Source organism: Pseudomonas fluorescens (assembly GCF_041354075.1).
GTDB lineage: Bacteria > Pseudomonadota > Gammaproteobacteria > Pseudomonadales > Pseudomonadaceae > Aquipseudomonas > Aquipseudomonas fluorescens_CE.
Window position 1 is genome coordinate 1 of sequence record NZ_JARZGC010000005.1, and the last position, 25,703, is coordinate 25,703.

General features: G+C 61.8%; 28 protein-coding genes. 15 read left to right on the top strand and 13 right to left on the bottom strand.

Features of this window, described 5'->3' with window-relative positions; all coding sequences use genetic code 11:
• Positions 1–85: 85 nt before the first annotated feature.
• From QIW53_RS07900 to QIW53_RS07930, 7 genes are all read right to left on the bottom strand, one after another.
• Positions 86–1,336 carry a 2-aminoadipate transaminase gene (locus QIW53_RS07900; RefSeq protein WP_371049081.1) on the bottom strand — a complete coding sequence of 417 codons (1,251 nt, stop codon included), beginning with the start codon at positions 1,334–1,336 and terminating at the stop codon, positions 86–88.
• A 249-nt stretch (positions 1,337–1,585) separates the two neighbouring features.
• Complete coding sequence (locus tag QIW53_RS07905) at positions 1,586–1,924, bottom strand: HopJ type III effector protein (RefSeq protein ID WP_371049082.1); 339 nt, start codon at positions 1,922–1,924, stop codon at positions 1,586–1,588.
• Positions 1,917–2,213, bottom strand: a complete 297-nt coding sequence (locus QIW53_RS07910; RefSeq protein WP_371049083.1) for a DUF1244 domain-containing protein — start codon at positions 2,211–2,213, stop codon at positions 1,917–1,919. The genes QIW53_RS07905 and QIW53_RS07910 overlap by 8 nt, the downstream gene beginning before the upstream one ends.
• 97 nt (positions 2,214–2,310) lie before the next feature.
• Positions 2,311–2,682 (bottom strand): dihydroneopterin triphosphate 2'-epimerase, encoded by a 372-nt coding sequence (folX, locus tag QIW53_RS07915; RefSeq protein ID WP_027924563.1) that lies wholly within the window; start codon positions 2,680–2,682, stop codon positions 2,311–2,313.
• A gap of 2 nt (positions 2,683–2,684) precedes the next feature.
• Entirely contained in the window at positions 2,685–3,260 is a 576-nt protein-coding gene (gene folE, locus QIW53_RS07920; protein ID WP_192309763.1) for a GTP cyclohydrolase I FolE, read from the bottom strand.
• A gap of 21 nt (positions 3,261–3,281) precedes the next feature.
• Positions 3,282–3,992 carry a dihydromonapterin reductase gene (gene folM, locus QIW53_RS07925; protein ID WP_371049084.1) on the bottom strand — a complete coding sequence of 237 codons (711 nt, stop codon included), beginning with the start codon at positions 3,990–3,992 and terminating at the stop codon, positions 3,282–3,284.
• 194 nt (positions 3,993–4,186) lie between these two features.
• Positions 4,187–4,756: an antibiotic biosynthesis monooxygenase gene (locus QIW53_RS07930; RefSeq protein ID WP_371049086.1), complete on the bottom strand. Its 570-nt coding sequence runs from the start codon at positions 4,754–4,756 to the stop codon at positions 4,187–4,189.
• A 205-nt stretch (positions 4,757–4,961) separates the two neighbouring features.
• Between QIW53_RS07930 and QIW53_RS07935 the strand changes: the two genes are divergently transcribed.
• On the top strand, positions 4,962–5,918 hold the full coding sequence (locus QIW53_RS07935) for a MerR family transcriptional regulator (RefSeq protein WP_371049087.1): 957 nt from the start codon (positions 4,962–4,964) through the stop codon (positions 5,916–5,918).
• Between the two features lie 16 nt (positions 5,919–5,934).
• Here QIW53_RS07935 and QIW53_RS07940 read toward each other — a convergent pair whose 3' ends face one another.
• Positions 5,935–6,540 carry a hypothetical protein gene (locus QIW53_RS07940; RefSeq protein ID WP_371049088.1) on the bottom strand — a complete coding sequence of 202 codons (606 nt, stop codon included), beginning with the start codon at positions 6,538–6,540 and terminating at the stop codon, positions 5,935–5,937.
• 72 nt (positions 6,541–6,612) lie between these two features.
• Positions 6,613–7,071 (bottom strand): PAS domain-containing protein, encoded by a 459-nt coding sequence (locus QIW53_RS07945; RefSeq protein ID WP_371049089.1) that lies wholly within the window; start codon positions 7,069–7,071, stop codon positions 6,613–6,615.
• A 101-nt stretch (positions 7,072–7,172) separates the two neighbouring features.
• Between QIW53_RS07945 and QIW53_RS07950 the strand changes: the two genes are divergently transcribed.
• On the top strand, positions 7,173–7,628 hold the full coding sequence (locus QIW53_RS07950) for a flavodoxin (protein ID WP_371049090.1): 456 nt from the start codon (positions 7,173–7,175) through the stop codon (positions 7,626–7,628).
• Here QIW53_RS07950 and QIW53_RS07955 read toward each other — a convergent pair.
• Entirely contained in the window at positions 7,609–8,505 is an 897-nt protein-coding gene (locus QIW53_RS07955; protein WP_371049091.1) for a LysR family transcriptional regulator, read from the bottom strand. The genes QIW53_RS07950 and QIW53_RS07955 overlap by 20 nt on opposite strands.
• A 93-nt stretch (positions 8,506–8,598) precedes the next feature.
• Between QIW53_RS07955 and QIW53_RS07960 the strand changes: the two genes are divergently transcribed.
• The 5 genes from QIW53_RS07960 (at position 8,599) to QIW53_RS07980 (ending at position 12,555) form a co-directional block, all read left to right on the top strand.
• The gene (locus QIW53_RS07960) at positions 8,599–8,985 is read left to right on the top strand and encodes a CidA/LrgA family protein (RefSeq protein ID WP_371049092.1); all 387 of its coding nucleotides are present in this window, start codon (positions 8,599–8,601) and stop codon (positions 8,983–8,985) included.
• Entirely contained in the window at positions 8,975–9,661 is a 687-nt protein-coding gene (locus tag QIW53_RS07965; protein WP_371049093.1) for an LrgB family protein, read from the top strand. The genes QIW53_RS07960 and QIW53_RS07965 overlap by 11 nt, the downstream gene beginning before the upstream one ends.
• Before the next feature lie 131 nt (positions 9,662–9,792).
• Positions 9,793–10,575: a class II aldolase/adducin family protein gene (locus QIW53_RS07970; protein WP_371049095.1), complete on the top strand. Its 783-nt coding sequence runs from the start codon at positions 9,793–9,795 to the stop codon at positions 10,573–10,575.
• Positions 10,575–11,477, top strand: a complete 903-nt coding sequence (locus tag QIW53_RS07975; protein WP_371049096.1) for an alpha/beta fold hydrolase — start codon at positions 10,575–10,577, stop codon at positions 11,475–11,477. Before QIW53_RS07970 ends, QIW53_RS07975 begins: the two co-directional genes overlap by 1 nt.
• A gap of 166 nt (positions 11,478–11,643) precedes the next feature.
• On the top strand, positions 11,644–12,555 hold the full coding sequence (locus tag QIW53_RS07980) for an SDR family oxidoreductase (RefSeq protein ID WP_371049097.1): 912 nt from the start codon (positions 11,644–11,646) through the stop codon (positions 12,553–12,555).
• Positions 12,556–12,723: 168 nt separating this feature from the next.
• On the opposite strand, the gene QIW53_RS07985 is transcribed toward QIW53_RS07980, so the two are convergent.
• Positions 12,724–13,491 carry an N-acetylmuramoyl-L-alanine amidase gene (locus tag QIW53_RS07985; RefSeq protein WP_371049098.1) on the bottom strand — a complete coding sequence of 256 codons (768 nt, stop codon included), beginning with the start codon at positions 13,489–13,491 and terminating at the stop codon, positions 12,724–12,726.
• A 14-nt stretch (positions 13,492–13,505) separates the two neighbouring features.
• On the opposite strand from QIW53_RS07985, the gene QIW53_RS07990 reads away from it, so the two are divergent.
• The 5 genes from QIW53_RS07990 (at position 13,506) to QIW53_RS08010 (ending at position 20,464) form a co-directional block, all read left to right on the top strand.
• A complete protein-coding gene (locus tag QIW53_RS07990) occupies positions 13,506–13,748 on the top strand; it encodes a hypothetical protein (protein ID WP_371049099.1) in 243 nt (80 codons plus the stop codon).
• 321 nt (positions 13,749–14,069) lie between these two features.
• A complete protein-coding gene (locus QIW53_RS07995) occupies positions 14,070–15,863 on the top strand; it encodes a DUF1302 domain-containing protein (RefSeq protein ID WP_371049100.1) in 1,794 nt (597 codons plus the stop codon).
• A 23-nt stretch (positions 15,864–15,886) separates the two neighbouring features.
• Positions 15,887–17,254, top strand: coding sequence for a DUF1329 domain-containing protein (locus QIW53_RS08000; protein ID WP_371049101.1), 1,368 nt, complete (start codon positions 15,887–15,889; stop codon positions 17,252–17,254).
• 139 nt (positions 17,255–17,393) lie between these two features.
• Positions 17,394–19,940 (top strand): helix-turn-helix transcriptional regulator, encoded by a 2,547-nt coding sequence (locus QIW53_RS08005; RefSeq protein WP_371049102.1) that lies wholly within the window; start codon positions 17,394–17,396, stop codon positions 19,938–19,940.
• 197 nt (positions 19,941–20,137) lie between these two features.
• On the top strand, positions 20,138–20,464 hold the full coding sequence (locus QIW53_RS08010; protein ID WP_371049103.1) for a hypothetical protein: 327 nt from the start codon (positions 20,138–20,140) through the stop codon (positions 20,462–20,464).
• 24 nt (positions 20,465–20,488) lie between these two features.
• Here QIW53_RS08010 and QIW53_RS08015 read toward each other — a convergent pair whose 3' ends face one another.
• On the bottom strand, positions 20,489–21,283 hold the full coding sequence (locus QIW53_RS08015; protein WP_371049104.1) for an IclR family transcriptional regulator: 795 nt from the start codon (positions 21,281–21,283) through the stop codon (positions 20,489–20,491).
• 163 nt (positions 21,284–21,446) lie between these two features.
• Here QIW53_RS08015 and hmgA point away from each other — a divergent pair, with 163 nt between their 5' ends.
• Genes hmgA through maiA form a run of 3 tightly spaced genes read left to right on the top strand, consistent with a single transcriptional unit; the run spans position 21,447 to position 24,706 of the window.
• Complete coding sequence (gene hmgA, locus QIW53_RS08020) at positions 21,447–22,751, top strand: homogentisate 1,2-dioxygenase (protein WP_371049105.1); 1,305 nt, start codon at positions 21,447–21,449, stop codon at positions 22,749–22,751.
• Between the two features lie 3 nt (positions 22,752–22,754).
• Positions 22,755–24,059, top strand: coding sequence for a fumarylacetoacetase (fahA, locus tag QIW53_RS08025; RefSeq protein WP_371049106.1), 1,305 nt, complete (start codon positions 22,755–22,757; stop codon positions 24,057–24,059).
• Positions 24,060–24,070: 11 nt separating this feature from the next.
• The gene (gene maiA / locus QIW53_RS08030) at positions 24,071–24,706 is read left to right on the top strand and encodes a maleylacetoacetate isomerase (RefSeq protein WP_371049107.1); all 636 of its coding nucleotides are present in this window, start codon (positions 24,071–24,073) and stop codon (positions 24,704–24,706) included.
• Positions 24,707–24,871: 165 nt separating this feature from the next.
• Here the strand turns inward: maiA and QIW53_RS08035 are convergent, their stop codons facing one another.
• Complete coding sequence (locus QIW53_RS08035; protein ID WP_371049108.1) at positions 24,872–25,675, bottom strand: SirB1 family protein; 804 nt, start codon at positions 25,673–25,675, stop codon at positions 24,872–24,874.
• Positions 25,676–25,703 lie beyond the last annotated feature (28 nt).

The window sequence follows — 25,703 nt, forward strand, 5'->3', positions numbered from 1 at the left end:
CGCGAAGGCGGTGTGGCAGTCAACATTGATATCGCCTGACACGACGCTTTCGCGAGCAAGCCCGCTCCCACAAGGGAGGGTGTTATCAGGCCAGTTTCTGCAGACATGCTTCAAAAATGTCCAGGCCTTCCTCCAGGACTTCGGCCTCAATGGTCAACGGCGCCAGCAACCGGATGATGTGGCGGGACTTGCCGCTGGGCATCAACAGCAAGCCGGCGTCACGCGCCAGGGCCAGCAGTTGGGTCAACTGGGCGGGCGCCGGCGTGCCGTCGGCGTTGGCCAGTTCGATCCCGCGCATGGCGCCGACACCGGTCAGGCGTCCCAGGTACGGCGACAGGTTGGCGGCGCGCCACGCTTCGTAGCGGCTGACGATCGACTGTTCCTGCTGCGAACCCCAGGCGTGCAGGTTGGCATCGGTCATTTCGTCCAGCGTCGCCAAGGCCGCAGCGCAGGCAATCGGGTTGCCCGAGTAAGTGCCGCCGAGCCCACCCTTGGGCAAGACATCCAGCAGCGCCTTGCGTCCGACCACCGCGCCCAGCGGAATGCCACCGCCAATACTTTTGCCAAGCAGGATCAGGTCCGGCTCGATGCCCAGCCGTGGAAACGCAAAGCGCTGACCGGTGCGCCCGAACCCGGACTGGATTTCATCGGCAATCAACAGGATGTTTTTCTCATCGCACAAGCGTCGCAGGGCTTGGGCGAACTCGACGTCCAGCGCCAGGAAACCGGCTTCGCCCTGCACCGGCTCGACGATGAAGCAGGCCACGTCTTCGATAGCGATTTCGACGCTGAACAGCCGGTCCAGCGCCTTCAAGGCGTCAGCGCAGGTCACGCCATTGTCTTTGCTGGGGAAGGGCAGGTGATAGACCGGGCCGGGCAGCACGCCGACCTTTTGCTTGTAGGGCGCGACCTTGCCATTGAGGTTCAGCGTGCCGAGAGTACGGCCGTGGAAGGCGCCGTCGAAGGCGATGACGGCAGTGCGACCGGTCGCGCCACGGACGATCTTCAAGGCATTCTCCGCCGCTTCTGCGCCGCTGTTGGTGAGCATGCCACTGACGGGGTAGTCCACCGGAACGAACCCGGCCAGGCGCTCCATGAAGTCCAGATAGGGCGTGTGAGCGGCGGCGTTGAACGCGTAATGGGTCAGCCGTGTGGCCTGCTCGCGGATGGCTTCGACGATGCGCGGATGGCAATGCCCGAGGTTCAACACGCCGATGCCGCCCACGAAGTCGATGTAGCGTTTGCCGGCGGTGTCCCACACCTCGGCATTTTTGCCATGGCTGAGGGTAACGGGATGGACGACGTTGATCGACTGGCTGATGGATTCACTGCTCATGCATGACCGACTCGGAAGAAGGAAAACGTCCATTCATCTAAGCCGCGAGCAGTGGTGCCCGGCAAACGAAATAAAGTTGCCGGGTCAGTCTTGAAAGTCGGGATGTTGCAGGACACCGCCGAAACCTTGTAGGAGCGAGCATGCTCGCGAAGGACGCGCAGGCACCGTTGGGTGTCAGGCTGCCAGCGTTATTGTTGACGACCATCGTCGGAACGCCGTCCGGAGCATGCTCGCTCCTACAGGGGGGGCTCAGCGGCGGGTCAACGGCTGCTGATCGAACTTCACCCCGGCCAGGCCATGGGCGATCAGTGCGCGGATGTTGCCGTGGTCGCTGCCCTTGGGCGTGGCGACGACGCTGCGGTAATGTTCGCCGAAGGCCAGCAGCGCTTCTTCGTCGCTCAGGCCTTCGAGCAGGGCCAGGCCCAGGGTCTTGCACGAACCTTCGTTCTGACCGGCGGCGTTTTCCACGCCACCGTTGTTGAACGCCTGTGGCTGGTAGTCGTAGCCGGCGGCGATGAACGCCAGGGTGTCGGCAAAAACGTGCTCGCCGCTCTTGAGGCGGGTGCGCAGCGTGTTCAAATCAGTCATGGGGTTTTCCTTTGGCGAACGCCGCCTGTTGTTCGGCGCTGGCTTCTTGCTGGTATTGGGCTTTCCACTCGGCGTACGGCATGCCGTAGACGACTTCGCGGGCGTCATCGAGGCTGACCTCGATCTGACGTTCGTCGGCCGCCGCCTTGTACCACTTGGAAAGGCAGTTGCGGCAGAAACCCGAGAGGTTCATCAGGTCGATGTTCTGCACATCCTTGCGGCTGTCCAGGTGCGCGACGAGTCGGCGGAAGGCGGCGGCTTCGAGTTCGAGGCGTTGTTGTTCGGTCATGGGGGTCTCTGCGAGGCAGCATTGAGCGGCGAGCTTCAAGCTGCAGGATGGTTTGCGGTGAGTCCTAGCTTACCGCTTGAAGCTCGAAGCTTGAAGCTCAGCGACTTGCGGCGAGCGTAATCGACACCGACTCGGCGAAACGCAGGGCGTGGGGTTTGTCGACCTCCACTTCGGCGTACAGCACCGACGTGTTGGCCATGACCAGATCAAGAATTTCCTGGGTCAGGCGTTCGAGCAGGGCAAAGCGATTGCCCTCGACGTGGGCGATGATGGCCTTGGTGATGGTCCGGTAATTCAGCGCGTGATCGATGTCATTGTCGCGCACCGCTTCCTGGGCCGCGTACAGGATGGTCAGGTTGATCAGCACATCCTGCTTGTTGAGGATCTCGTCCTCGTTGATACCGATGTAGGTGCGCAGGCACAGATCCTTTACCCGGATGCGTGCCATGCCTGGTTGAAGTTGTGGCATTACTACTTGCTCCGTCCAATCAATTGCAGGAACTCCTGGCGGGTGTTGCTCGACTCGCGGAAGGCGCCGAGCATCACCGAGGTGTTCATGGTCGAATTCTGTTTCTCGACGCCGCGCATCATCATGCACATGTGCCGGGCTTCGATCACGACCGCGACCCCGGCCGCCCCCGTGACCTGTTGCACCGCGTCGGCGATTTGCCGGGTGAGGTTTTCCTGGATCTGCAGGCGCCTGGCGAACATGTCCACCAGCCGCGCAATCTTCGACAGGCCCAGCACCTTGCCCGTTGGAATATAAGCCACATGGGCCTTGCCGATGAAGGGCAGCATGTGATGTTCGCAGAGCGAGTACAACTCGATGTTGTCGACGATCACCATTTCATCGTTGTCGGAGGCGAACAGCGCGCCATTGACGATCTCCTCGACACTCTGCTCGTAGCCGTGGCAGAGGTACTGCATGGCCTTGGCGGCGCGCATCGGGGTGTCGAGCAGGCCTTCACGGTCGGGGTTCTCGCCCAGGCCGATGAGAATCTCGCGGTAGCTTTGGGACAGCGCATTCTGGTGCAGGGAAAACGTCATGGATGATCCTCGCTGCGTCGCCTACTTGAGGTGCCGTCCGCCGTTGACGGTCAGGGTCGTGCCGGTGACATAAGGGTTGTCGAGCAAATAACGCAGGCTCTGGTAAATCACGTCGCTGCCGGGTTCGATGCCCAGCGCCGACTTGGCCAGGGCCTTGGCGCGATACGTCGCGTCGTCGTGCGGATTGAACAGTAGCAGGGCCGGGGCGATCCCGTTGACCTTGATGGCGGGCGCGTACTTCGCCGCAAAGGACAGGGTCAGGCTGTCCAGCCCGGCCTTGCTGGCGCAGTAGCCGATGTGCTGGCTGCTGCCCTTGCGGGTCACGTCATCGCTGATGTGCACGATGTCGGCCGGGCTCGAGCGCCGAAGCAGGTCGACGCAGTGCAGGTTGATCAGGTAGGGCGCCAGCATGTGCACGCTGAACAGGCGGGTGAAGGCCTCGGCGTCGGTGTCCGGGGTCTCGGCCAGCCATTCGGACGCATTGTGGATGATTGCGCGCAGGCTGTCGGTGTGGTTTTTCACTTCGTTGATGAAGGCGAAAATGCCGGCTTCGCTGGACAGGTCGGCGAACAGCGCCGTTGCGCCCAGATCACGTAGCGCCTGTACCCCCGGGCGTTCCGTGCGGTAGCTGAACATCACCGCATGCCCGTCTTCGAGCAACCGCTGCGCACAGTGCAGGCCTACACGTTGGCCAGCACCGGTGATGAGGATCGGGGCAGATGAGGAAGTCATGAACGGCTCGCGTCGCGGTAAGAGCAAAACTATACCAGCGCAGCGCGAGGCCCGCTTCCCCGCTTCCCTGTAGGAGCGAGCATGCTCGCGATGGTCTCGAGTGCGCGGAGGGGTATCAGGTACCCAGCGTTATCGTTGACGACCATCGCGAGCATGCTCGCTCCTGCAGATGACCGCATTCCCCTGCAACATTCTCAACGCGCCTGAGAGCGAGCCTCGCTCGACACCCGCCGCACCGGCGCGCTGTTCAACCACCCCGCCAACAACCGGGTCGACAGCGGAATGAAGAAGTAGACCATCAGCGGCGTCAGGCACAGCGTGCTGACCAGCACCCGGGGCAGCAGGCTCATTTCGCCCAGCAGCGGGCCGAGGGCAAGGTTGAACAGCAACGACACCGGAAAGAACGCCAGCCAGATGGCCACTGCCTGCTTCCAGCGAGGAGGGCGCTGGCCGGCAGCACCGAACCAGCCTTCGATGCCGCTCACGCGATGTTCGGTCTTGTGCGCGAACAGGTCGCTGCCCCGGGCCAGCCAGGCCGTGCGCGAGGCAGAGTGTTCCCAGGCGTGCATGGTCTGTTCGTTGGCGAAGCGGAAGATGATCTGGAATTCGTCGCCACCGGGTGGCGGGGCGAGCACGCCCGAGCCGAGATAACCCTGGAAATCGGTGGCCAGTTGTTCGCCTTCGCGAAGCCAGGTCATCAGGTCCTGATAGCGTCCATCGGCGACGCGGCGTGCAACCATCAGTGTGACGGGTGAGGTAGTCATCATGTAACTCCGTAAGTCGAACGCGTCACTCCGGGTAGGAGTTTCGCCAGGCGCAGCGCCGGGGTGATGGGCTGCGTCTTGGTACAAGCAAGGATTACGCCGCATTCTACAGGTTATCTGCGCTCGTCATTGACCTGCGTCTTGAATCGGGAGGGGGTAGGCGAGTTAAGATAGGATCCAATCACTCCACAGCGTCGTCTGCCCAATGCCTGTCTTCATTGACGAAGTCACTGGTTCACCTGCGGCTGTTTCCCTGCATCAGGAAGAGCTGTTTCCGATTCGTGAGGTGTCCCGCCTGACGGGGGTCAACCCGGTGACGCTGCGCGCCTGGGAGCGTCGTTACGGTCTGATCCAGCCAACGCGCACCGAAAGCGGGCATCGTTTGTACGCGTTGGCCGATATCGAGCGGGTTCGCAGCATCCTCGGCTGGCTTGACCGTGGCGTTGCCGTCAGCAAGGTCGGCAGGATCCTGGCCAAGTCTGCGCCGCTTCAGGCGCTCTCGCACATTATCCCCAATGAACTGGTGCAGGCCGACTACGCGCAATGGCAGCAACAGGTCCATGCCGCCGTCAGCGCCTTTGACGATGTTCAACTCGATCAGGTCTATGGGCAGATCTTTTCCAGCTACTCCCAGTCGGTGGTGTTCCAGGACATTCTGATGCCGCTGTGGAAGCGGCTGCTGCAGCATCAGGATCAATTCGGCCAGACCAGCGAGTGGCTGTTCTATGACGGCTACCTGCGCACCCGGGTGCTGCAACGCCTGCTGCTGATGCGCAATTCACCCCGGCGGGTGATCATCAGCGCCCTGGCGGGCCAGTGCCGTGAGCTCGAATTGCTGATCGCCGCGCTGTTCCTGAGCGGCAATGACCTGGGGGTGCGATTGCTGACGATCGGCCAGCCGCTCGATGAGCTGACGCTGGTCTGCGAAAAGATCAAGCCACAGGCATTGGTGCTGTTTTCCAATTACGCACCGGCCCCTGACCTGCCGCGCCGGCTCAATCGACTGGCCATGAGCCTGGATTGTCAGCTGATGCTGGCGGGGGATGCGTCCGAACTGGCGCAGGAAAGTCTCGCCGGAACGTCCATTGGCTGCCTGGGTAATGAGGGAACGGAGATGCGTCAGCGCCTGAAGCAATTTCTGGCGGGCACTCTTGATAGCTGAATCGTGAATAGCTGAATCAGAGGTGCAGGGCGGGATGCGTCAGGCGGTGCTGTTGGAGGATGAACTGGCGCAGGCGCTCGGTTTCATCCGTGTCGCTCTGGCTCAACTGATAGGCGTAGAAGCCGTTCTCGGCTTCTTTCTCGAAGGTGCCACGCATCGCGATGCGTTCATAGCCTGAAGGGCTGAACCACAGGGCGAAATGCTTGGGCGGTTTGGTCTTGTTGCGTACTTCCAGCAACACACCCTTGAACGAAACCTCGTGTACCCAGAGTGTTCCGGGCTGGCCGCTGGCGTTTTCCAGGGCGACCGGCTCTTCGAGCACCAGGCGCCATGGCCGTATCGATGGCCCGTCCTCATAGATGCTGGGAACGCCCAGACGCAGGTGCAGGGCATGAAACTCGTCTTCCACCAGGTGCAACGGGAAGGTCATCTGCTGGTTTTCGAAGCTGGCCTGGATGGTCACCTGCTCGTGCGCCGCCAGGCGCGTGAGCAGGTCACGGATCTGCGAACCACCGTTGACGAGCAGACTCGAGTTCGCATCCCGAACATTGAGTTTCGGGTTGTGTTGCATGGTCTGGATGAAATCCAGCTCGTCCTGGGTCAGGAGTGCGTCACGTTGCATGATCTGCTCGAAAGAAAAAGTTACAAAGGCACCGGTGATTGTAGTTAATGACATTCAATTCTTTATTTTGTTTTAACCGTTCGTCGCTTTTAGTGCGGCGAGCTCGTTTTGCAGACCGGCGACCTGCGCCTCCAGCTGTGCAATGCGTTGTTGCGCCTTGACCTGAGCGGTGATGTCTTTCTGTACGCCGACCGTATAGGTTTGGCCATCGGCAGCGTTTTTCACTGTCGAAAGCGACAGTTCATTCCAGAAGGGGGTGCCGTCCTTGCGATAATTGCGCAGGGTCTGCCGGCAGGCGCCGCCGCGCAGCAAGGTGTCGCGAATCACCGCAAGCGCGTCCTGGTCACGATCGCCGGATTGCAGGAAGCGGCAATCCTGGTACAGGATTTCTTCGCTGCTGTAGCCGGTCAGGCGTTCGAACGCCGGGTTGACGTAAATGAGGATGTTGTCGTGTTCGCCTTCCTTCTCGGCGATCACGATGCCGTCGTTGGACGCGTTGATCACCATTTGCAGCAGTTGCGCGTTGATCATTGGAGATTTCTTCTCTGGGCTGGACCTTCTGAAGTCTAAAAGAACATTCAGGGCCGTGCTGTTAATATCCCGGTCTTTCAGACAGTTCCAGGATCAGATTGATGAAAGTCGCCATCCTTTCCGGCTCGGTGTACGGCACGGCTGAAGAAGTCGCCCGCCACGCCGCGAATCTTTTGAAAACCGCAGGTTTCGAGGTGTTCCACAATCCTCGCGCAAGCTTTGCCGACGTCCAGGCCTTCGGCCCCGAAGCGTTCCTGGCGGTGACCTCGACCACCGGCATGGGCGAACTGCCGGACAACCTGCAACCCTTGTACTTCGCCATCCGCGATCAGCTGCCGACAGCCTGGCGCGGTCTGCCGGGGGCGGTGATCGGCCTGGGCGATGCCAGTTACGGCGACACTTTCTGCGGCGGCGGTGAGCTGATGCGTGAGTTGCTGGGTGAAATGGGCGTTCGTGAAGTGCTGCCGATGCTGCGCCTGGACGCCAGCGAAAGCGTGACCCCGGAAACCGACGCCGAGCCTTGGCTGGCCCAACTGATCAGCGCTCTGCGCGGCTGACGGGCCGCTCGCGCAACAGCGCGAGCCAGGCTTGTGCGGCCTTGGACAGGTAAGCACCTTCGCGCCAGATGAACGCAATGTCCCAGCGCAGGGAATCGGGAGCCTTCAAGGTCAGGCGGACCACGCCCGGCCGCACCAGCCCCCGCGCGACCACCCGTGGCAACAGCACGACGCCCTGTCCGGCGGCCACCAGCGCCGCGAGAAAATCCGCCTGGCCGCTGCGGCCACCTTCTTTCGGGGTGAAACCTGCCTGCTGGCAGGCTTGCAGCAATCGGTCGTTGAGCACGAAGCTGCGCTGGTACAACAGAAACGGCGTATCCGCCAACTCCTCCAGTCCGATGACGGTCTTCGCGGCCAGCGGGTGGTCGGTCGGCAACAACGCGTCCATCGGCTCATCGCAAAACGGCTGGAAGGCGAACTGCGGGTCCTTGGACAGCAAGCTCCCGCCCAGTTCCAGCTCCCCGCTCAAGACGCCCTGTTCGATGTTCAGGCTGCCACCTTCGAGCAGGTGAATGCTGATGTTGGGGTGGCGACGCCGGTACTCGGCGAACAATTCGGCAAACAGTGCATCGCTGCCCAGCAAGGGCAGCCCCAGGCGCAGTTCGCCCCGGGCCAGTTGGGTCAAGTCGTCCAGTTCGCTGAGCAACTCGTTGCGCAGACGCAGCATGCCCTCGGCCCGCTGCAATACCACGGTGCCAGCGGCGGTCAGGCGCAATTGTGAACCGAGGCGTTCGAGCAGCGGCGTACCCAGGCTCTGTTCCAGTTGGGCGACCTGCTTGCTCACGGCCGATTGGCTGATGTGCAAGGTCTTGGCCGCCTGAGTGAAGCCCCCTTGGTGCATGACTTCAACGAAGCTGCGCAGCTGTCTGAATTCCATGGCTAGATTCCATTGTGGAATGGCTTCAAGTCTAACAATTCGTTTCAGGGATGGCAGCCAGCTCCGTAAAATGAGCCGGCGAGGACCGACGACATGAATGCATCCACCCTGAAGAACCTGGGCCGGCTGGCCACCGAATTGGTGGCCTTGCTGGCGATTTATTGGCTTGGCTGCCAGCTGGCTGTCTGGTCGGGTTGGCCAATTCCCGGCGGCGTCATCGGCATGGCGCTGTTGCTGCTGGCGTTTGCGCTGGGCTGTGTCAAGCCGGCCACGCTGCAGAAGGGCGCCGGGCTGTTGATGGCCGAGATGCTGCTGTTCTTTATTCCGGCGCTGATGAGCCTGCTCGATTACGGGGGGCTGTTGCGTGATGAAGGCTGGCGCATTCTGCTGGTGATCGGCGTCAGCACCCTGGTGGTGATGCTGGTGACGGCGTTCACCGTCGAGTGGGTGGTCCGTTTGAGCAAACCCCGTGAAATTTGAGTGGATGCCGATGTTCTGGCTGGGCTTCACATTGCTGGCCTACGGATTCAGTCGCTGGGTGTATCGGCGCACCGGACGTTACCTGCTGTCGCCGCTGATTCTGGTGCCGGCCTTGCTGCTGGCGCTTGCCGTGCCGCTGCACACCGCCTACGCCGAATACTCGAGCAACACCCACTGGCTGATGCTGGTGCTGGGCCCGGTGACCGTCGCCTTCGCGGTGCCGATCTGGCAGCAGCGGCAGATGCTGATGCGGCATTGGCCGGCCCTGCTGGTCGGAATGCTGGCCGGCAGCGCGGCCTCCATCGGCAGTTCGTTTGGCCTGGCCAGAGCGCTGGCGCTGGACAGCTCGGTGACGATGTCGCTGGTGCCGCGTTCGATCACCACCCCTTTCGCCATGCCGTTGGCCCACGACCTGGGGGGCGTGCCTGAGCTGACGGCGGTGTTCGTCATGTTCACCGGAGTATTCGGCGCCATGCTGGGTGGGATCCTGCTCAAGTGGCTGCCCCTGCGCAGTGCCCTGGCCCGTGGCGCCCTGTTTGGTGTCGGCGCGCACGGTGCCGGGGTCAGTCGGGCGCATGAGGTCGGCGGCGAGGAAGGCTCGGTGGCGGGGCTGGTGATGGTGCTGACCGGCCTGTTGAATCTGTTCGCCGCGCCCTTGTTGGCGTCGGTCCTTTGACATGGATCCAGACTTCTTCGGGTACTGACTCGTTCGGCCATCAAGCTGGCTGCCAATGCAACTACACGAAAGGATTAGTCTGTCTAGACTGCTTCACGTGAGCAGAATAATAAGAACAGGAGTTCCTTGCCGTGAGCGTAGCCCCCGTCCAATCGCCCCACAGTGTCAGAGATCAGGTCAGTGCCGCCGAATGGCAGACCCGTGTCGATCTGGCGGCCTGTTACCGCTTGGTCGCCCTGCATGGCTGGGACGATCTGATTTTCACCCATATTTCCGCCAAGGTACCCGGCACCGAGGACTTCCTGATCAACCCGTTCGGGCTGATGTTCCACGAGATCACGGCGTCGAGCCTGGTCAAGGTCGATCAGGCCGGCCACAAGCTGATGGACAGCCCCTACGAAATCAACCCGGCCGGCTACACCATCCACAGCGCCGTGCATGAGGTGCGCCACGATGTGGCCTGCGTACTGCACACCCATACGGCGTCGGGCGTTGCCGTATCGGCACAGAAGCAGGGCATCCTGCCGATCAGCCAGCAGTCGTTGTTCGTCCTGTCCAGCCTGGCCTGTCATGCCTACGAAGGCGTTGCGCTGAACCATGAAGAGAAAGCCCGGCTGCAGGCCGATCTCGGTGAGAGCAATTTTCTGCTACTGCACAACCACGGCCTGCTGACCTGCGGCGGCACCATCGCCGACACTTTCCTGATGATGTTCACCTTCCAGCGCGCCTGCGACATCCAGGTCATGGCGCAGGGCGGCGGCGCCGAACTGATCGCCATCGAGCCGCAGATTCTGGCGGGCGCCAAGGCGATGATCGCCGGCGTCACCAAAAGTGCTCAAGGGATGGGCGGCGCATTGGCCTGGCCAGCGTTGCTGCGCAAACTCGATCAACAAGATGCGGGATACCGACTCTGATGCCTCTCGCCGAGATTCCCCTGAGTGCCTGGCGCAAACGCGGCCAGTCGTTCCAGTTCCACGGCCAGACCGTACGTTACTGGACGGCGGGGCAGGGTGAGCCGCTGCTGCTGATCCATGGTTTCCCGACCGCCAGCTGGGACTGGCATTACCTGTGGCAGCCTCTGGCCCAGCGTTATCGCCTGATCGCCTGTGACATGCTGGGCTTCGGTGATTCGGCCAAACCGCTGAATCACGAATACAGCCTGCTGGAACAGGCCGATCTGCAGCAGGCGCTGCTGGCGCAGTTGGGCGTCAAGCAACCGGTGCACGTGCTGGCCCACGATTATGGGGACAGTGTGGCTCAGGAACTGCTGGCCCGGCACTACGAAGCGCGCATTCATCTGTCCAGTTGCGTGTTTCTCAACGGCGGTCTGTTTCCGGAAACCCACCGCCCGGTGCTGATGCAGAAACTGCTGCTCAGCCCGCTGGGCTGGATGATCGGTCGCGCCTTTTCCCGTGATGCACTGGTGAAAAGCTTCCGGCAGATCTTCGGTCCCCAGAGCCGGCCGACGGAGAGTGAACTGGACGATTTCTGGAGCCTTGTGGACAGCAATCGCGGACCACGGATCCTGCACAAGCTGATCAGCTACATTCCCGAGCGCCGGGTCCAGCGCGACCGCTGGGTCAGCGCCATGCAGCGCGGCGAAGTACCGCTGCGGGTCATCGATGGCGAGGTCGATCCGATCTCGGGCGCGCACATGGTCCAGCGCTATCGCCAGCTGATTCCCAACCCGGACACGGTGTTGCTGCCCGGCATCGGCCACTACCCGCAGACCGAGGCGCCGGCGCAGGTCCTGGAACACTACCTGGCCTTCCGCGACCGCCTGACGCCAGCGCCGCTCAAGGTTGCCTGCTCCTGACGTCTCGTCCCCTGTAGGAGCGAGCATGCTCGCTCCTACAGGATCGGGGCGCAGCATCATCCCCCAGCCTTATCGCACACCATTCAGCCTTGCCCGGGATCATTGTGACCCGACCCCGCGTGGCAGACACTCGGACTCATAGTCCCTGGCCTGCTGGAGTCCTGCAATGAACGAGTCTGTGCGCTTCGAAGATAAAGTCGTGATCATCACCGGTGCCGGCGGTGGCCTGGGGCGTGCGCACGCGTTGCTGTTCGCCCGGCATGGGGCCAAAGTGCTGGTCAACGACCTCGGTGGCTCGACTCAGGGTGAAGGTGCCAATGCTTCGGCCGCCGACCGCGTGGTGGCCGAGATCCGCGAGGCGGGCGGCATTGCCGAGGCCAACCATGATTCCGTCACCGACGGCGAAAAAATCGTCCAGCACGCCCTCGATGCCTTCGGCCGGGTCGACGTCGTGGTCAACAACGCCGGCATCCTGCGCGACAAGACCTTCCACAAGATGGACGACGCCGATTGGGATCTGGTGTATCGCGTTCACGTCGAGGGCGCCTACAAGGTCACCCGCGCCGCCTGGCCACACTTGCGCGAGCAGAACTACGGCCGGGTGATTTTCACGGCGTCGACCTCGGGCATCTACGGCAACTTTGGCCAGTCCAACTACGGCATGGCCAAGCTTGGTCTGTATGGACTGACCCGCACCCTGGCCATCGAGGGTCGCAAGAACAACATCCTGGTCAACGCCATCGCCCCCACGGGCGGCACCCGCATGACCGAAGGCCTGATCCCGCCGCAGGTGTTCGAGCAACTCAAGCCGGAACTGGTCAGCCCGCTGGTGGTGTACCTGGCCAGCGAAAACTGCCAGGAAACCTCCGGACTCTTCGAAGTGGGTGGCGGCTGGATGGGCAAGGTGCGCTGGGAACGCAGCCTCGGCGCGGGGTTCGACCCGCGTGCCGGTTTCGCCCCTGAAGATGTCGCGAACCACTGGCAGCAGATCTGTGATTTCGACGGTGCAGCGCACCCGAAAGACAACATCGAAGCGCTGAAGGAAATGATGAACAACCTGCAGAAGTATGCGATCTGAAACCTTGATCGCTCACATCCTGAGATCCTGTGGGAGCGAGCCTGCTCGCGATGGTCGTTAACGATGACGCTTGGCATCTGACCCCGGCGGTGTCTGTGCCACCATCGTCGGAACGCCGCCCGGAGCAGGCTCGCTCCCACAGGTATCAACGATCAGCTCCAGCGTCATTCACGGAAAATACTTGCTCACCAGCGCCGCCAGGTTCGCCGCCGTTTGCACATCCATGACCCCGTCGTATCGCGCGGGGCGGAAGTGCAACTGAAATGCCCGGACCAGTTGGGTGAAGCCTTGATCATTGGCAGCATTGCAGATGTCATAGCCGTAGGTCTTGAACAGCCTGAGCAACTCGGCCCGCTCGGGCATTCCCGTCTGCGTGTACCGATCCTGGAAAGTCTGCTGGGTGGCTTCATCGAACCAGGCCCCGACGCCTTTCAAGTACAGCGCATGCCAGGGAAACATCGGTCCCGGGTCGCTTTTACGCCCGATGGAAACATCGGAATGCCCGAGTACCTGGGTCGGCCCGATATCCGGGTAACGTCCGAGAATATTCAACGCCAGCGCTTCGGTCGCCTCGATCTGCGCCGGGTGATAGGGCGGAAAAGTGAATACCCCTTCCTTGAAGGACGCCAGGTTGACGATTTCCACGCCGATCGCGGTGTCGTTCAAACTGTTTCGACTGCCCCAGGCGCTGACACCCGCGTGCCACGCACGATGCTGTTCATCGACCAGATTGAAGATTTCCTGCTCACGATAGCCTGCATCCAGATAGCTCTGGTCCGTGATGTCGGGTATCAGGTAGTGGGCGCTCACATTCGGGCCCGTCAGTGTGCGGACAGAACTGGAAAAGTTGCCAGCGGTGTAATGCAAAATCAGAAAACGAATGCGGCTGTTGTAACTCTTTGTGGAGCGGCTTTTGTTGTAGAGGATGGGTTTCATGAACATGCTCTCGTATGAATAAAGTTGATCCTGCGGGAACGGCAGTGATCAGCTTCATTCATCCGGCGGTTCGCGTGTTTACCGATGGCTGTAGTCGCTTTCCGAGAATGTCGCAGGTAAAAAAACAACGAAAAAAAACCGCTGCAAACGCAGCGGCCAAGGTAAGACGTTGGATCAAGGAGCTACAAATCAACGTCAGTGCACACAGGGTGAAGAGCCGAAAACCTTCGACTCCTCTGAATGTTGTCGCCGCATGACAGTGCGTCGCGACGGGCTTGCGGGCGGTTGCCTTGAACGCCAGGCAAGAATAAGCGCCTGAGTCCAAAGGAAAAATAGCGATTCCCGACATGCAGTATTGCAGGCTCGGCAACAGTCGGGGGCCGGGATTCGCCCGGGACTGTTACATCATGCGTCTGACTGATCAGCCCCTATCCACTGCGTCCATGCATCGCCCAACCCCATGCGCTGCAAGGCCATTCATCCTTTCGAGCGACACCGCAAATACCTCCTTCGTGCGCTTATCGGCTTCCGGTGGCGGCAGTAGGGTGTGGCCTTCTGTCACTCACCGGGGAAGACGCATGACAAAAACAACAATGCGCGCCATCTTCACGCCGCAGGCGCTGGCCGCTGCGGTGGCCTTGGGTTGCTGTGCCCAGGCGCAGGCGGTCTCATTCAATTTCGGCGAAATCGAGGGCACGTTCGACTCTTCACTGTCGGTCGGCGCGAGCTGGGGCATGCGCGATGCCAAGGAGTCGCTGGTGGGCACCGTCAACGGTGGCAGCGGCCAGGCATCGACCGGCGACGACGGACGTCAGAACTTCACCAAGGGCGAAACCTTCTCGAAGATTTTCAAGGGCATCCACGACCTCGAGCTGAAGTACGGTGACACCGGTGTGTTCGTGCGGGGCAAGTACTGGTACGACTTCGAGCTCAAGGATGAAGACCGGCCGTTCAAGCCGATCAGCGATCACAATCGCAAGGAGGGTTCCAAGTCCGCTGGTGCGGAAATCCTCGACGCCTTCGTCTATCACAACTACTCGATTGCCGATCTGCCGGGCTCGGTGCGTGCCGGCAAGCAGGTGGTCAGTTGGGGGGAAAGCACCTTCATCGGCAACTCGATCAACAGCATCAACCCGATCGACGTTTCAGCGTTTCGCCGACCGGGCGCCGAGATCAAGGAAGGCCTGATACCGGTGAACATGCTGTTCGCCACCCAGGGCCTGACCGACAAGCTGACGGTGGAAGGCTTCTATCAGCTGGAGTGGGACCAGACCGTCCTCGACAACTGCGGGACCTTCTTCGGTGGTGACGTCGCGGCGGACGGTTGCACCACCGGCTACACCGTTGCCAGCCCCGCCATCGCCCCGTTGCAACCCATCGCCGCAGCCTTTGGCCAGGGCTTTCAGGTCGGCCGGGAAGGGGTGATCGTGCCCCGTGGCGGCGACCGTGATGCCCGCGACGGCGGGCAGTGGGGCACAGCGTTGCGCTGGTTGGGTGACGACACCGAATACGGTCTGTACTTCATGAATTACCACAGTCGCACGCCGTACGTCGGCACCAGCACCGCCGGCGCCAGCACCCTGGCGCAACTGCCGGCGATCATTGCCACGGCAAACGCCATCGCCCCCGGCAGCGGAGCGGGGCTGGCCCAGAGTGTGATGCTCGGGCGCGGTCAGTATTACCTCGAATACCCCGAAGACATTCGCCTGTACGGCGCGAGCTTCTCCACCACCTTGCCCACCGGCACCGCGTGGACCGGCGAGATCAGCTACCGGCCCAACCTGCCGGTGCAGATCAACAGCACCGACCTGACCCTGGCCATGATCAACCCCATTGCAGGCGGCGCGGCTTCGCCCATTGCCACGCGCCCGGGTGCGGACAACAAAGGCTATCGGCGCAAGGAAGTGACGCAGATCCAGAGCACCCTGACGCATTTCATCGATCAGGTGGCCGGGGCTGACCGGCTGACGCTGGTGGGCGAGGCGGCGGTGGTTCACGTCGGCGGGCTGGAGGATAAAAGCAAGCTGCGCTACGGCCGTGACTCGGTCTATGGCCAATACGGCTTCGGCGGCGACACCGACGGGTTTGTCACCTCGACCTCCTGGGGTTATCGCGCCCGCGCGATCCTCGATTACAACAACGTGATCGCCGGGATCAACTTCAAGCCCAACCTGTCCTGGTCCCACGACGTCGCGGGCTACGGCCCCAACGGTCTGTTCAACGAAGGCGCCAAGGCAATCAGCGTCGGCGTCGATGCCGACTACCGCAATACCTACACCGCGAGCCTGAGTTACACCGACTTTTTTGGTGGTGACTACAACACCCTGGAAGACCGTGACTTCCTGGCGTTGAGCTTTGGCGTGAACTTCTGATCTGGCTGAGAAGGATGATTTCAATGCGCAAGATGATGTTGCAGTGCGGCGTTCTGGCCCTGGGCCTGTTGGCTGCCAACGTAATGGCGGCTGTTTCGCCGGAAGAAGCGAACAAACTCGGCACCAGCCTGACACCGCTGGGCGCCGAAAAGGCCGGCAATGCCGATGGCTCGATTCCGGCCTGGACCGGTGGCCTGCCGACCAATGCCGGTGCGGTGGACAGCAAGGGCTTCCTGGCGGACCCCTTCGCCAATGAGAAACCGCTGTTCACCATCACGGCGGCCAACGTCGATCAGTACAAGGACAAGCTGTCCGACGGGCAGGTCGCGATGTTCAAGCGTTATCCGCAGACCTACAAGATTCCGGTCTATCCCACCCATCGTACGGCAGCGGTGCCGGCAGACATCTACGAATCGGCCAAGCGCAGCGCCTTGAACGTGACACCGGTCAACGACGGTAACGGCCTGGCCAATTTCACCGGCAATCGTTACTACGCCTTTCCGATTCCGAAGAACGGCGTGGAAGTGATCTGGAACCACATCACCCGCTATCACGGCGGCAACCTGCGCCGCACCATCACCCAGGCCACGCCGCAATCCAATGGTGATTTCACCGTCATCCGCTTCAAGGACGAAGTGGCCGTGCCTTCGCTGCTGGGGGACTTGAAACCGGGCAGCGACGATAACGTGCTCAATTACTTCAAGCAGGAGGTCACGGCACCGGCGCGGCTGGCGGGCAACGTGCTGCTGGTGCACGAGACCCTCGACCAGGTGAAGGAACCGCGCAAGGCCTGGATCTACAACGCGGGGCAGCGCCGGGTGCGGCGTGCGCCGCAGGTGGCGTATGACGGCGTCGGTACCTCGTCCGATGGTTTGCGGACCACCGACAACTTCGACATGTTTTCCGGCGCCCCGGATCGCTATGACTGGAAGCTGGTCGGCAAGAAGGAAATGTACATTCCCTACAACAGCTACAAGCTCGACTCGCCCAACCTCAAGTACACCGATGTGATCAAGGCCGGGCACATCAATCAGGACCTGACCCGCTACGAACTGCACCGGGTCTGGGAGGTCGTCGCGACGGTCAAGCCCAACGAGCGCCACGTCTACGCCAAGCGTCACATGTACATCGACGAAGACACTTGGCAAGTGGCCCTGGCCGATCATTACGACGGACGTGGGCAACTGTGGCGTGTCGCCGAAGGCCACGCGCAGAACTACTACGATCACCAGGTGCCGGCCTATACCGTTGAGGCACTGTACGACCTGATCGCCGGACGCTACATCGCGTTGGGCATGAAGAACGAGGAGAAGCGCAGCTTCGAATTCGGGATCGACGCCAAAGCAGGTGACTACACCCCAGCAGCCCTTAGGAGTACAGGCGTTAGGTAAACTTCCTACAGGCTTTGTTGAAAAAGGTGACTTTACGGTCACCTTTTTTATAGGTGCCAATCAGTATGTTGAATACTTCTTCAACAAGCTGTGTGCGGAGGGCTAGGGTGGCGCAACAAAAATAACAAGGCGCACCGCTATGACCGCCATGACAGCATGGCCGGACCGTCCTGGATTCCTGCCCCGTTTATCCACCCATCACCTGTCTCGCGACCGGTTGATCGAGCCGTTGCTGGCTTCGACCGCCCGGGTCAAGCTGATCTGCGCACCAGCCGGCAGTGGCAAGAGTGCGCTGCTCATCGAATGCCTGACCCGTGCGCCGGCGGCATGTCAGGTCTGTTGGTTGCCGTTGAACGGGGTGTCGATCAGTGTCGATGAATTTCTCCGGCGCCTGGCGCGGGAATTGGGGTCGGATGCGACGGACGAGGCCGGACTGCTCGCGCACCTGGCGCGGGTGCAAGCGCCGGTCTGGCTGGGCCTGGATGATTATTGCCGCACGCCCAATCCGGAGCTGGACCTGTTGCTCGACCGCCTGCTGACCCTCGGCAACCCGCTCGTCACCTGGTGGCTGAGTGCGCGCCGTCGCCCGCTGTGCAATTGGCCACGGCTGTTGCTCGCTGACGAACTGTACGACTGCGAGCGTGAAACCCTGGCGTTCAGCCAGACCGAAATCGCCGAACTGTTGCATCACCTGGATCCGGAGCAGGCTGCCAGGCATGCCGGTCGAATCATCGAATCGAGCGGCGGCTGGTGCGCAGGTGTGCGCATTGCGCTGCTGCAAAAATGCGACCGGTCGCGCAACGAGCAACTGCACGGCCGGCCGGATACGCTGCATGACTACCTCGAACATGAGCTGTTTGGCGTGCTCACCCCGACCCTCAGTGAAGCCTGGCGCGTGCTGGCACATTTGCCACGCTTCAATGCCCGCCTGTGCGAACACTTGTTCGGTGCCGGGGAGGGCGCCCAGTGCCTGAGCACGTTGCAGGCGTTGGGGTGCTTCATCGAGCCCTGGCGGGACTCCACGGACTGGTTGCAGGTTTTTCCACCGCTCACCCAGTTGATGCGCGAAGAACACTGGCCGCAGGCCCGATCCTGGCATCGACGCGCCTGCCAGTGGTTCACCACCGAGCGCGACTGGAAAGCGGCCTTCGAACAGGCGTTGCTGGCCGAAGAGTTCGAAATCGCGGTCAGCCTGTTGCGGCATTTCAGTTTCGAGCACCTGTTCGAGGAGCAGACCATCGTGCTGTTGTTGCGCCTGCATGAGCGCAAGGGCGAGGCGTTGATGCTGGGTTCGCCGCAACTGGTGGGGCTGATCAGCGCTGCCTTGCTGATCGCGGGGCGCTTCGAGCAGGCCGGTGAGTGCATCGACACGCTGTCGCGCTTTGTGCCTCAGCCGTCGGCACTGCTGCAGCGGCAGTTGATCGCGCGTTGGCAGACCTTGCAGGGGTGGCTGCTGCATTTGCAGGGGCGCATGGAACCGTCGCAAATCCATCTACAGGAAGCGCTCGGCGATCTCGGCCCCGAGGTCTGGAATGCCCGCGTGATGTGCCTGTCGGCGCTGACCCAGCAGGCCCTGCTGCGCGGCGAGCTGGACGTGGCGCAGGCCCTTAACCGCGAGGCGCTATCGCTGGCCCGTGCGCAGGGTTCGCTGGTGTTCGAGGGGCTGCTGGAACTCGACCACGCGCAGTGCCTTGAGCAGCGTGGGGCGCCGTGTCGGGCGGAGAATCTGCTGGCGCATCTTCACCAATGGTTGAGAGAGCGGGTCGAGTGCCCCGTTCCGCTGTTGGGGCGAATTGCCGTGCGGCGCGGTCGACTGGCCCTCAGTCGGGGCGAAGACGAGGCCGCTCGCGGTTTCTTTCAGGTCGGCCTCGAGCATTGCCTGCACAGCCAGGATAAACGCGTGCTGTTCGGCTTTCTCGGGCAGGCGCAGATGGCCGCGAACCAGCGCGATTACGGCCTTGCGTTCAATCGACTGCGCGACGCCGAGCGCTTGATGCAGCAGCGGCAGATTCCGGACACCGTCTACCGGGGCGTATTGCTGCAACTGAGCAGCCAGTTCTGGCTGCAGCAGGGGCGCCCCGAGTTGGCCTGCGAGGCCCTGACCCGAGTGCTGCGCCATTATCGCGGGCCTGATGCACGGCAGGCCCCACCAGCCACGCTGCAATTGATTGCGCGTATTGAATACCAGTTGGTGCTCGCGGAGACCTATCTGCACAAGGCGCAAAATCCACTCGATACCCTGCAGGCCTTGCTTGAACGCGCCCAGGCCCAGGGCATGCTGGCTCTGGAGATCGAGTTGCATCTGGCCATCTGCGAAGTGGCGGACCTGAGCGGCCAACCCGCGCAGGCCAGTGCTGCCTTGCAGTCAGGCCTGGAGCTCGCGGCGCGCTGCCAGTTGCAGCAGCCGCAGCGTGAACTACGCCTGCGTCGCCCGAGCCTGTTCAGTCAGATCCAGGCGGATACGCCTGAGGCAGCTGATGCAACCCAGGTGCACGTGTTGAGTGGTCGTGAGCTGGAAGTCTTGAGCCTGATCGCCCACGGCAACTCCAATCAACAGATTGCCGAGCAATTATTCATTTCGCTGCACACCGTCAAAACCCATGCACGGCGGATTTACAGCAAGTTAGGTGTTGAACGACGTACGCAGGCGGTGGCACTGGCGAAAAACCAGGGTTTGTTTCCCTGATGTAAGGAAACTTTTGTAAAAGTTCGTCCAGTGCTATTGTTAGTTGTGCTTAGTGTTGTTCTCTGCGCAATAAATTAAAACACACTGCACGATTACAAGTTCCGTGGTTTTAACTAAGATCCGCTCCAGTGCTTAAGGGTCAGGCAATAATGGAATTGCTGATTGGGCACTGTAATTTATTAGTTAAGGATTAGAAAATGGAAAGTCTGAATATTGATCGCGTGCGTGCCATCCTGCATGCACGTGTGAGTGGCCGTGGTATCGATGTCGATAAAGTTTATATTACCGGCGTGAGTACAACTCAGGAAAATCTGGTGATTTACTCGGAGTCTCTGGTCTGGGCGTGCTTTCTGATGTTGCAGGAAGGGCAAGTTCCGAAGTTTGGTGGCGAGCACATGGGGGTTTTCTCCGAGCGTCATACCTTCGACGATAAATACCGCTTCAAAGGCCTGGAGTTTGATGAAATCAATGGCCTGGGTGAGGACATGGCCAAGGTTTTTCTTGCTGAACCTGCCATGGCCTGAAACCGGGTGTTAAAAACCCGTCTGTCATGAACCCGGTGCGGTAATTTCAAATCCCATACGCCAACTAACGGCCCGCGTCGCAGCCAATAACCGCTGCGCTGCCGGGCCGTTTTCGTCGGCGTGGAACAAAGAGGCGGGGCCAACGATGGTCATGACCGCAACCACGTTGCCCAACGCATTGAACACCGGCGCCGACAACGCATCGACCCCCGGCATCAACAACCCATGTACATGATGCAAGCCGCGCTCGCGGATCTGTTCGCACAGTGTGGCGTAAGCCTGATCGTCCGCCAGTGCATGGGCCTTCACGTTGTGCAGTTCCTGCTCGCGCAGGTCGATGGTTTCGCGCTTGGGCAGAAAGGCACCGAACACCAGCCCGGTGGATGAGCTGAGCAGCGGCAGCACCGAGCCCAATTGCGTCACGACCGTCACCGCGCGCACGGCCGGCTCGATGTGCACCACCGTTGCGCCCTGATTGCCCCACACCGCCAGGAAGCAGGTCTCGTTCAACTCGTCGCGCAGTTCGGCCAGGGGCAGGGCGCCGACTTTCAGCACGTCCATACTGTTCAACGCGGCCAATCCGACCCGCAACGCTTCCCGGCCGAGACCATAGTGGTTGGTCGCGCTGTTCTGCTCGGCAAAGCCGCTGGCGATCAGTGCCTGTAAATAACGATGGACCTTGCTCGCCGGCATCTGCACGTGCTCGGCCAGGCGCGACAGCGAAGTCGAGGGCGACAACTCGGCCAGTGCCTTGAGGATGTCGGTGCCGACCTCGGCCGAGCGGACTTTCTGTTTATCGTTGTTGCGCGGCGTTTCCATGGTGGCTATCTGATCCGGGACGAATGGGCGTCTTTATAGCTTGACGGTCAATACCGATCAAATTACGTTAATCGTAATTGAATTACGATAAAAATAACCCAGGCGCGCCGCCACCTCTGCAACAGAGTGCCGGACGTTGCCTACTCCCTGTTCAGGAGGCTCCATGAACCTCGATTCAACGTCGCCAGCGCTGGCTTATCAGTCGGGCTTCGGCAACGAATTCAGCAGCGAAGCGTTGCCCGGCGCGCTGCCCGTCGGCCAGAACTCGCCGCAAAAAGCCCCGTACGGCCTGTACACCGAGCTGCTGTCCGGCACCGCGTTCACCATGCCCCGCCATGAAGCGCGACGTACCTGGATGTATCGCATCCAGCCGTCGGCCAATCACCCGGCTTTCGTCAAGCTCGAGCGGCAATTGTCCGGTGGCCCGCTGGGCGAGGTGACGCCCAATCGCTTGCGCTGGAATGCTCTGGAGATGCCGGCCGAGCCGACGGATTTCATCGATGGCCTGATCAGCATGGCCGCCAATGCCGGTGCCGAAAACCTGACAGGCATCAGCATTCACCAGTACCTCGCCAACCAGTCGATGGAGCGGGTGTTCTACAACGCCGATGGCGAACTGCTGCTGGTCCCGCAACTGGGGCGACTGCGCATTGCCACCGAATTGGGCGTGCTGGAAGTGCAACCGCTGGAAATCGCCGTGTTGCCACGGGGCCTGAAGTTTCGCGTCGAGCTGCTCGATCCGCAGGCCCGTGGCTATGTCGCCGAGAACCACGGTGCGCCGCTGCGCCTGCCGGATCTGGGGCCCATCGGCAGTAATGGCCTGGCCAATCCGCGAGACTTCCTGACCCCGGTCGCGCACTACGAACACCTCACGCAACCGACGGTGCTGGTGCAGAAATTCCTCGGTCAGTTGTGGGGCTGCGAACTCGATCATTCGCCCCTCAACGTGGTCGCCTGGCACGGCACCAACGTTCCGTACAAATATGACCTGCGTCGCTTCAACACCCTCGGCACGGTCAGCTTCGATCATCCCGACCCGTCGATCTTCACCGTCCTGACCTCGCCGACCAGCGTTCACGGCCTGGCCAACCTGGACTTCGTGATCTTTCCGCCTCGCTGGATGGTGGCAGAGAACACCTTCCGGCCGCCGTGGTTCCACCGCAACCTGATGAACGAGTTCATGGGCCTGATCACCGGCGAGTACGACGCCAAGGCCGAAGGCTTTGTGCCCGGTGGTGCATCGCTGCACAGTTGCATGAGTGCCCACGGACCGGACGGCGAGACCTGCACCAAGGCGATCAACGCCGATCTCAAACCGGCGAAAATCGACAACACCATGGCCTTCATGTTCGAGACCAGCCAGGTGCTGCGCCCGAGCCGTTTCGCCCTGGACTGCCCGCAACTGCAAACCCGCTACGACGCTTGCTGGGCCACGCTGCCCGCCACTTTCGACCCGACCCGGAGATAACCCATGACGCAGACTTCCATCACTCGCAGCTGGATCGCCTCCGCCAATGGTCATGGGGATTTCCCTTTGCAGAACCTGCCGCTGGGCGTGTTCAGCGTGCAAGGTTCGGCGCCCCGCAGCGGCGTGGCCATCGGTGAGCATATCTTCGATCTGGAAGCGGCACTCGAAGCCGGTCTGTTCGACGGCGCTGCGAAAGCCGCCGTGCAGGCCACCCGTGGCGGTCAACTCAACGCCTTCTTCGAACTGGGACGCGACGCGCGTTTGGCCCTGCGCGAACGCTTGATCGAGCTGCTCGGGGAGGGCAGCGCGCTGCACGGCAAGATCGAAGCCCAGGGCGCAAAACTGCTGCCGCTGGCGGCTCACTGCCAGATGCACCTGCCGGCCAGGATCGGCGACTACACCGATTTCTATGTCGGCATCGAGCACGCGCAAAATGTCGGCAAGTTGTTCCGTCCCGATAATCCCCTGCTGCCGAACTACAAGCACGTGCCGATCGGTTATCACGGCCGGGCCTCGACCGTTCGCCCCTCCGGAACCGAGGTGCGGCGCCCCAAGGGCCAGACCCTGCCGGCCGGTCAGACCGAGCCGACGTTCGGCCCTTGCGCACGCCTGGACTACGAGTTGGAACTGGGCATCTGGATTGGCCAGGGCAATGCGATGGCCGAGTCGATCGACATCGCCGAAGCGGGTGATCACATCGCCGGTTTCTGCCTGCTCAACGACTGGTCGGCGCGGGACATTCAGGCCTGGGAGTACCAGCCGCTGGGGCCGTTCCTGTCGAAGAGTTTCATCACCAGCGTTTCGCCGTGGGTGGTCACCGCCGAAGCGCTGGAACCGTTCCGCCGAGCGCAGCCGGCGCGACCTGAAGGCGACCCGCAGCCACTGCCCTACCTGTTCGACAGCCGCGACCAGGCCGCGGGCGCTTTCGACATCGAGCTGGAAGTGCTGCTGATCACCGAAGGCCTGCGCGAGCAGAATTTGCCGGCCCATCGCCTGACACTGAGCAACACCCAATACATGTACTGGACCGTGGCGCAGATGGTCGCGCACCACAGCGTCAACGGCTGCCAGTTGCAGGCCGGCGACCTGTTCGGTTCGGGCACGTTGTCGGGGCCGGAAAGCGGCCAGTTCGGCAGCCTGCTGGAAATCACCGAAGGCGGTAAGAAGCCGATCGAACTGGCCTCTGGCGAAGTGCGCAAGTTCCTGGAGGACGGCGACGAAATCATCCTGCGCGCGCGCTGCCGTCGCGACGGATTTGCCTCCATCGGTTTCGGTGAATGCCGTGGCAAAGTGCTGTCGGCGCGTTGAGAGGAGCGAGTATGGAGCTCTACACCTACTACCGTTCGACTTCGTCCTATCGGGTGCGGATTGCGCTGGCGCTCAAGGGGCTGGATTACCAGGCCTTGCCGATCAATCTCGTCGCACCGCCCGGCGGCGAGCATCGCCAGGCGCCTTACCTGAGCATCAACCCACAAGGCCGGGTGCCGGCCTTGCGCACCGAAGAGGGGGAACTGCTGATCCAGTCACCGGCGATCATCGAGTACCTGGAAGAGCGTTATCCACAGGTGCCGCTGCTGTCGAAAAGCCTCGCTGCCCGCGCCCGTGAGCGCGGTGTGGCGGCGGTCATCGGTTGCGACGTGCACCCGTTGCACAACGTCAGCGTGCTCAACCGCCTGCGCCAGTCGGGGTCCGATGAAACGCAGGTGAGCGAGTGGATCGGTCACTGGGTCAGCCAGGGCCTGGCAACGGTCGAACAGTTGATTGGCGATAAAGGCTTTTGCCTGGGTGAGAAGCCGGGGCTGGCGGACGTGTACCTGATTCCGCAGCTGTACGCGGCCGAGCGCTTCAATGTTTCGCTGCAGGCGTATCCCAGGATTCGTCGGGTGGCGGAACTGGCGGCGCAGCATCCCGCGTTCATCAAGGCTCACCCGTCGAATCAGCCGGACACACCTTGATGGGGTCAACCGATCACATGTAGGAGCGAGCATGTTCCGGGCGGCGTTCCGACGATGGTCGTCAACGATGACGTTGGGTATCTGACACCCAGCGGCGTTCTCAAGTTTTTCGCGAGCATGCTCGCTCCTACAGAAAATCCGGATTCGTGCATAAATGATCGGATTTCAATGGACAACCGAGTTAGGCGGCAAATGCCCCAGCCGTTCGGTCAGGCGAATCCGCTGGATCGGGTCGTCGGTGAGCAGCAGGGCGCGCTCGAGGTCGAAACGCTCGGCGTTGGGACAGTCCAGCCGCTGGTAGAGACTGGCCCGGGCCAGGTAGTCGGCCGTGGTGCCATTGCCCAGTTCCAGCACCCGCTCGGCGTCGACCAGCGCGTTGATGCAGTCGTCGTGGGAAAGGTACAGCTGGCGCAGGTTGCGCGACAGTCGCTGCAACATCTGCGTGGGTTCGGCAGTGAGCAGGTGTTCGGCGCTGAGCTTCAGGTTCGGGCCGTATTGGCGTTGCAGCAGTTCGCGGCAATCGTTGGGGTATAGCCGGCGTCCGCCGCACGGGTCGAGCAGGTGGTCGGCGCCCGGCACGCGTAACAGGAAATGCCCCGGAAAGTTGACGCCCACCAGGGGGATTTCCAGGCCCCTGGCCAGTTCCAGCGCAATCAGCCCCAGGGCCAGGGGCTGCCCGCGCCGGCGTTCCAGCACCTTGTCGAGCAACGCCGCTTGCGGGCGCAACGGGGAAAAGTCGTCCTGAGCGAAGCCCAGGTCATTCAGGCGGCGCAACAAGGGTTGTGCCAGCTCGCTCACCGGCAGCATCGGCAAGCCATGGCTGACGCGCTGTTGCAGCTCCCGCAGGTTGGCCATCACCGTCGCCGGATTCACGTCCCTGTCGTGTTCGACGGCGATCCACAGTGCCGCCTCGAACAGCGCGGGCGGTGATCGTTGCAGGCACTCGAAGAAATGTTGGCGAGGCGTCATCAGAATCTCCCCTGAATGCCTCGTTTTA

Bases quoted from the DNA above. Each gene is read 5' to 3' on its own strand.
- QIW53_RS07975 (WP_371049096.1), top strand. From the start codon at position 10,575: ATGCCTCTCGCCGAGATTCCCCTGAGTGCCTGGCGCAAACGCGGCCAG.
- fahA (WP_371049106.1), top strand. From the start codon at position 22,755: ATGACGCAGACTTCCATCACTCGCAGCTGGATCGCCTCCGCCAATGGT.
- QIW53_RS07990 (WP_371049099.1), top strand. From the start codon at position 13,506: ATGAATAAAGTTGATCCTGCGGGAACGGCAGTGATCAGCTTCATTCAT.
- QIW53_RS07940 (WP_371049088.1), bottom strand. From the start codon at position 6,540: ATGCAACGTGACGCACTCCTGACCCAGGACGAGCTGGATTTCATCCAG.
- QIW53_RS08000 (WP_371049101.1), top strand. From the start codon at position 15,887: ATGCGCAAGATGATGTTGCAGTGCGGCGTTCTGGCCCTGGGCCTGTTG.
- QIW53_RS07930 (WP_371049086.1), bottom strand. From the start codon at position 4,756: ATGACTACCTCACCCGTCACACTGATGGTTGCACGCCGCGTCGCCGAT.
- QIW53_RS07950 (WP_371049090.1), top strand. From the start codon at position 7,173: ATGAAAGTCGCCATCCTTTCCGGCTCGGTGTACGGCACGGCTGAAGAA.
- folX (WP_027924563.1), bottom strand. From the start codon at position 2,682: ATGCCACAACTTCAACCAGGCATGGCACGCATCCGGGTAAAGGATCTG.
- QIW53_RS08005 (WP_371049102.1), top strand. From the start codon at position 17,394: ATGACCGCCATGACAGCATGGCCGGACCGTCCTGGATTCCTGCCCCGT.
- folM (WP_371049084.1), bottom strand. From the start codon at position 3,992: ATGACTTCCTCATCTGCCCCGATCCTCATCACCGGTGCTGGCCAACGT.
- QIW53_RS08010 (WP_371049103.1), top strand. From the start codon at position 20,138: ATGGAAAGTCTGAATATTGATCGCGTGCGTGCCATCCTGCATGCACGT.
- QIW53_RS07960 (WP_371049092.1), top strand. From the start codon at position 8,599: ATGAATGCATCCACCCTGAAGAACCTGGGCCGGCTGGCCACCGAATTG.
- QIW53_RS08035 (WP_371049108.1), bottom strand. From the start codon at position 25,675: ATGACGCCTCGCCAACATTTCTTCGAGTGCCTGCAACGATCACCGCCC.
- hmgA (WP_371049105.1), top strand. From the start codon at position 21,447: ATGAACCTCGATTCAACGTCGCCAGCGCTGGCTTATCAGTCGGGCTTC.
- QIW53_RS07905 (WP_371049082.1), bottom strand. From the start codon at position 1,924: ATGACTGATTTGAACACGCTGCGCACCCGCCTCAAGAGCGGCGAGCAC.
- QIW53_RS07935 (WP_371049087.1), top strand. From the start codon at position 4,962: ATGCCTGTCTTCATTGACGAAGTCACTGGTTCACCTGCGGCTGTTTCC.
- maiA (WP_371049107.1), top strand. From the start codon at position 24,071: ATGGAGCTCTACACCTACTACCGTTCGACTTCGTCCTATCGGGTGCGG.
- QIW53_RS07910 (WP_371049083.1), bottom strand. From the start codon at position 2,213: ATGACCGAACAACAACGCCTCGAACTCGAAGCCGCCGCCTTCCGCCGA.
- QIW53_RS07980 (WP_371049097.1), top strand. From the start codon at position 11,644: ATGAACGAGTCTGTGCGCTTCGAAGATAAAGTCGTGATCATCACCGGT.
- QIW53_RS07900 (WP_371049081.1), bottom strand. From the start codon at position 1,336: ATGAGCAGTGAATCCATCAGCCAGTCGATCAACGTCGTCCATCCCGTT.
- QIW53_RS08015 (WP_371049104.1), bottom strand. From the start codon at position 21,283: ATGGAAACGCCGCGCAACAACGATAAACAGAAAGTCCGCTCGGCCGAG.
- QIW53_RS07955 (WP_371049091.1), bottom strand. From the start codon at position 8,505: ATGGAATTCAGACAGCTGCGCAGCTTCGTTGAAGTCATGCACCAAGGG.
- QIW53_RS07985 (WP_371049098.1), bottom strand. From the start codon at position 13,491: ATGAAACCCATCCTCTACAACAAAAGCCGCTCCACAAAGAGTTACAAC.
- folE (WP_192309763.1), bottom strand. From the start codon at position 3,260: ATGACGTTTTCCCTGCACCAGAATGCGCTGTCCCAAAGCTACCGCGAG.
- QIW53_RS07995 (WP_371049100.1), top strand. From the start codon at position 14,070: ATGACAAAAACAACAATGCGCGCCATCTTCACGCCGCAGGCGCTGGCC.
- QIW53_RS07945 (WP_371049089.1), bottom strand. From the start codon at position 7,071: ATGATCAACGCGCAACTGCTGCAAATGGTGATCAACGCGTCCAACGAC.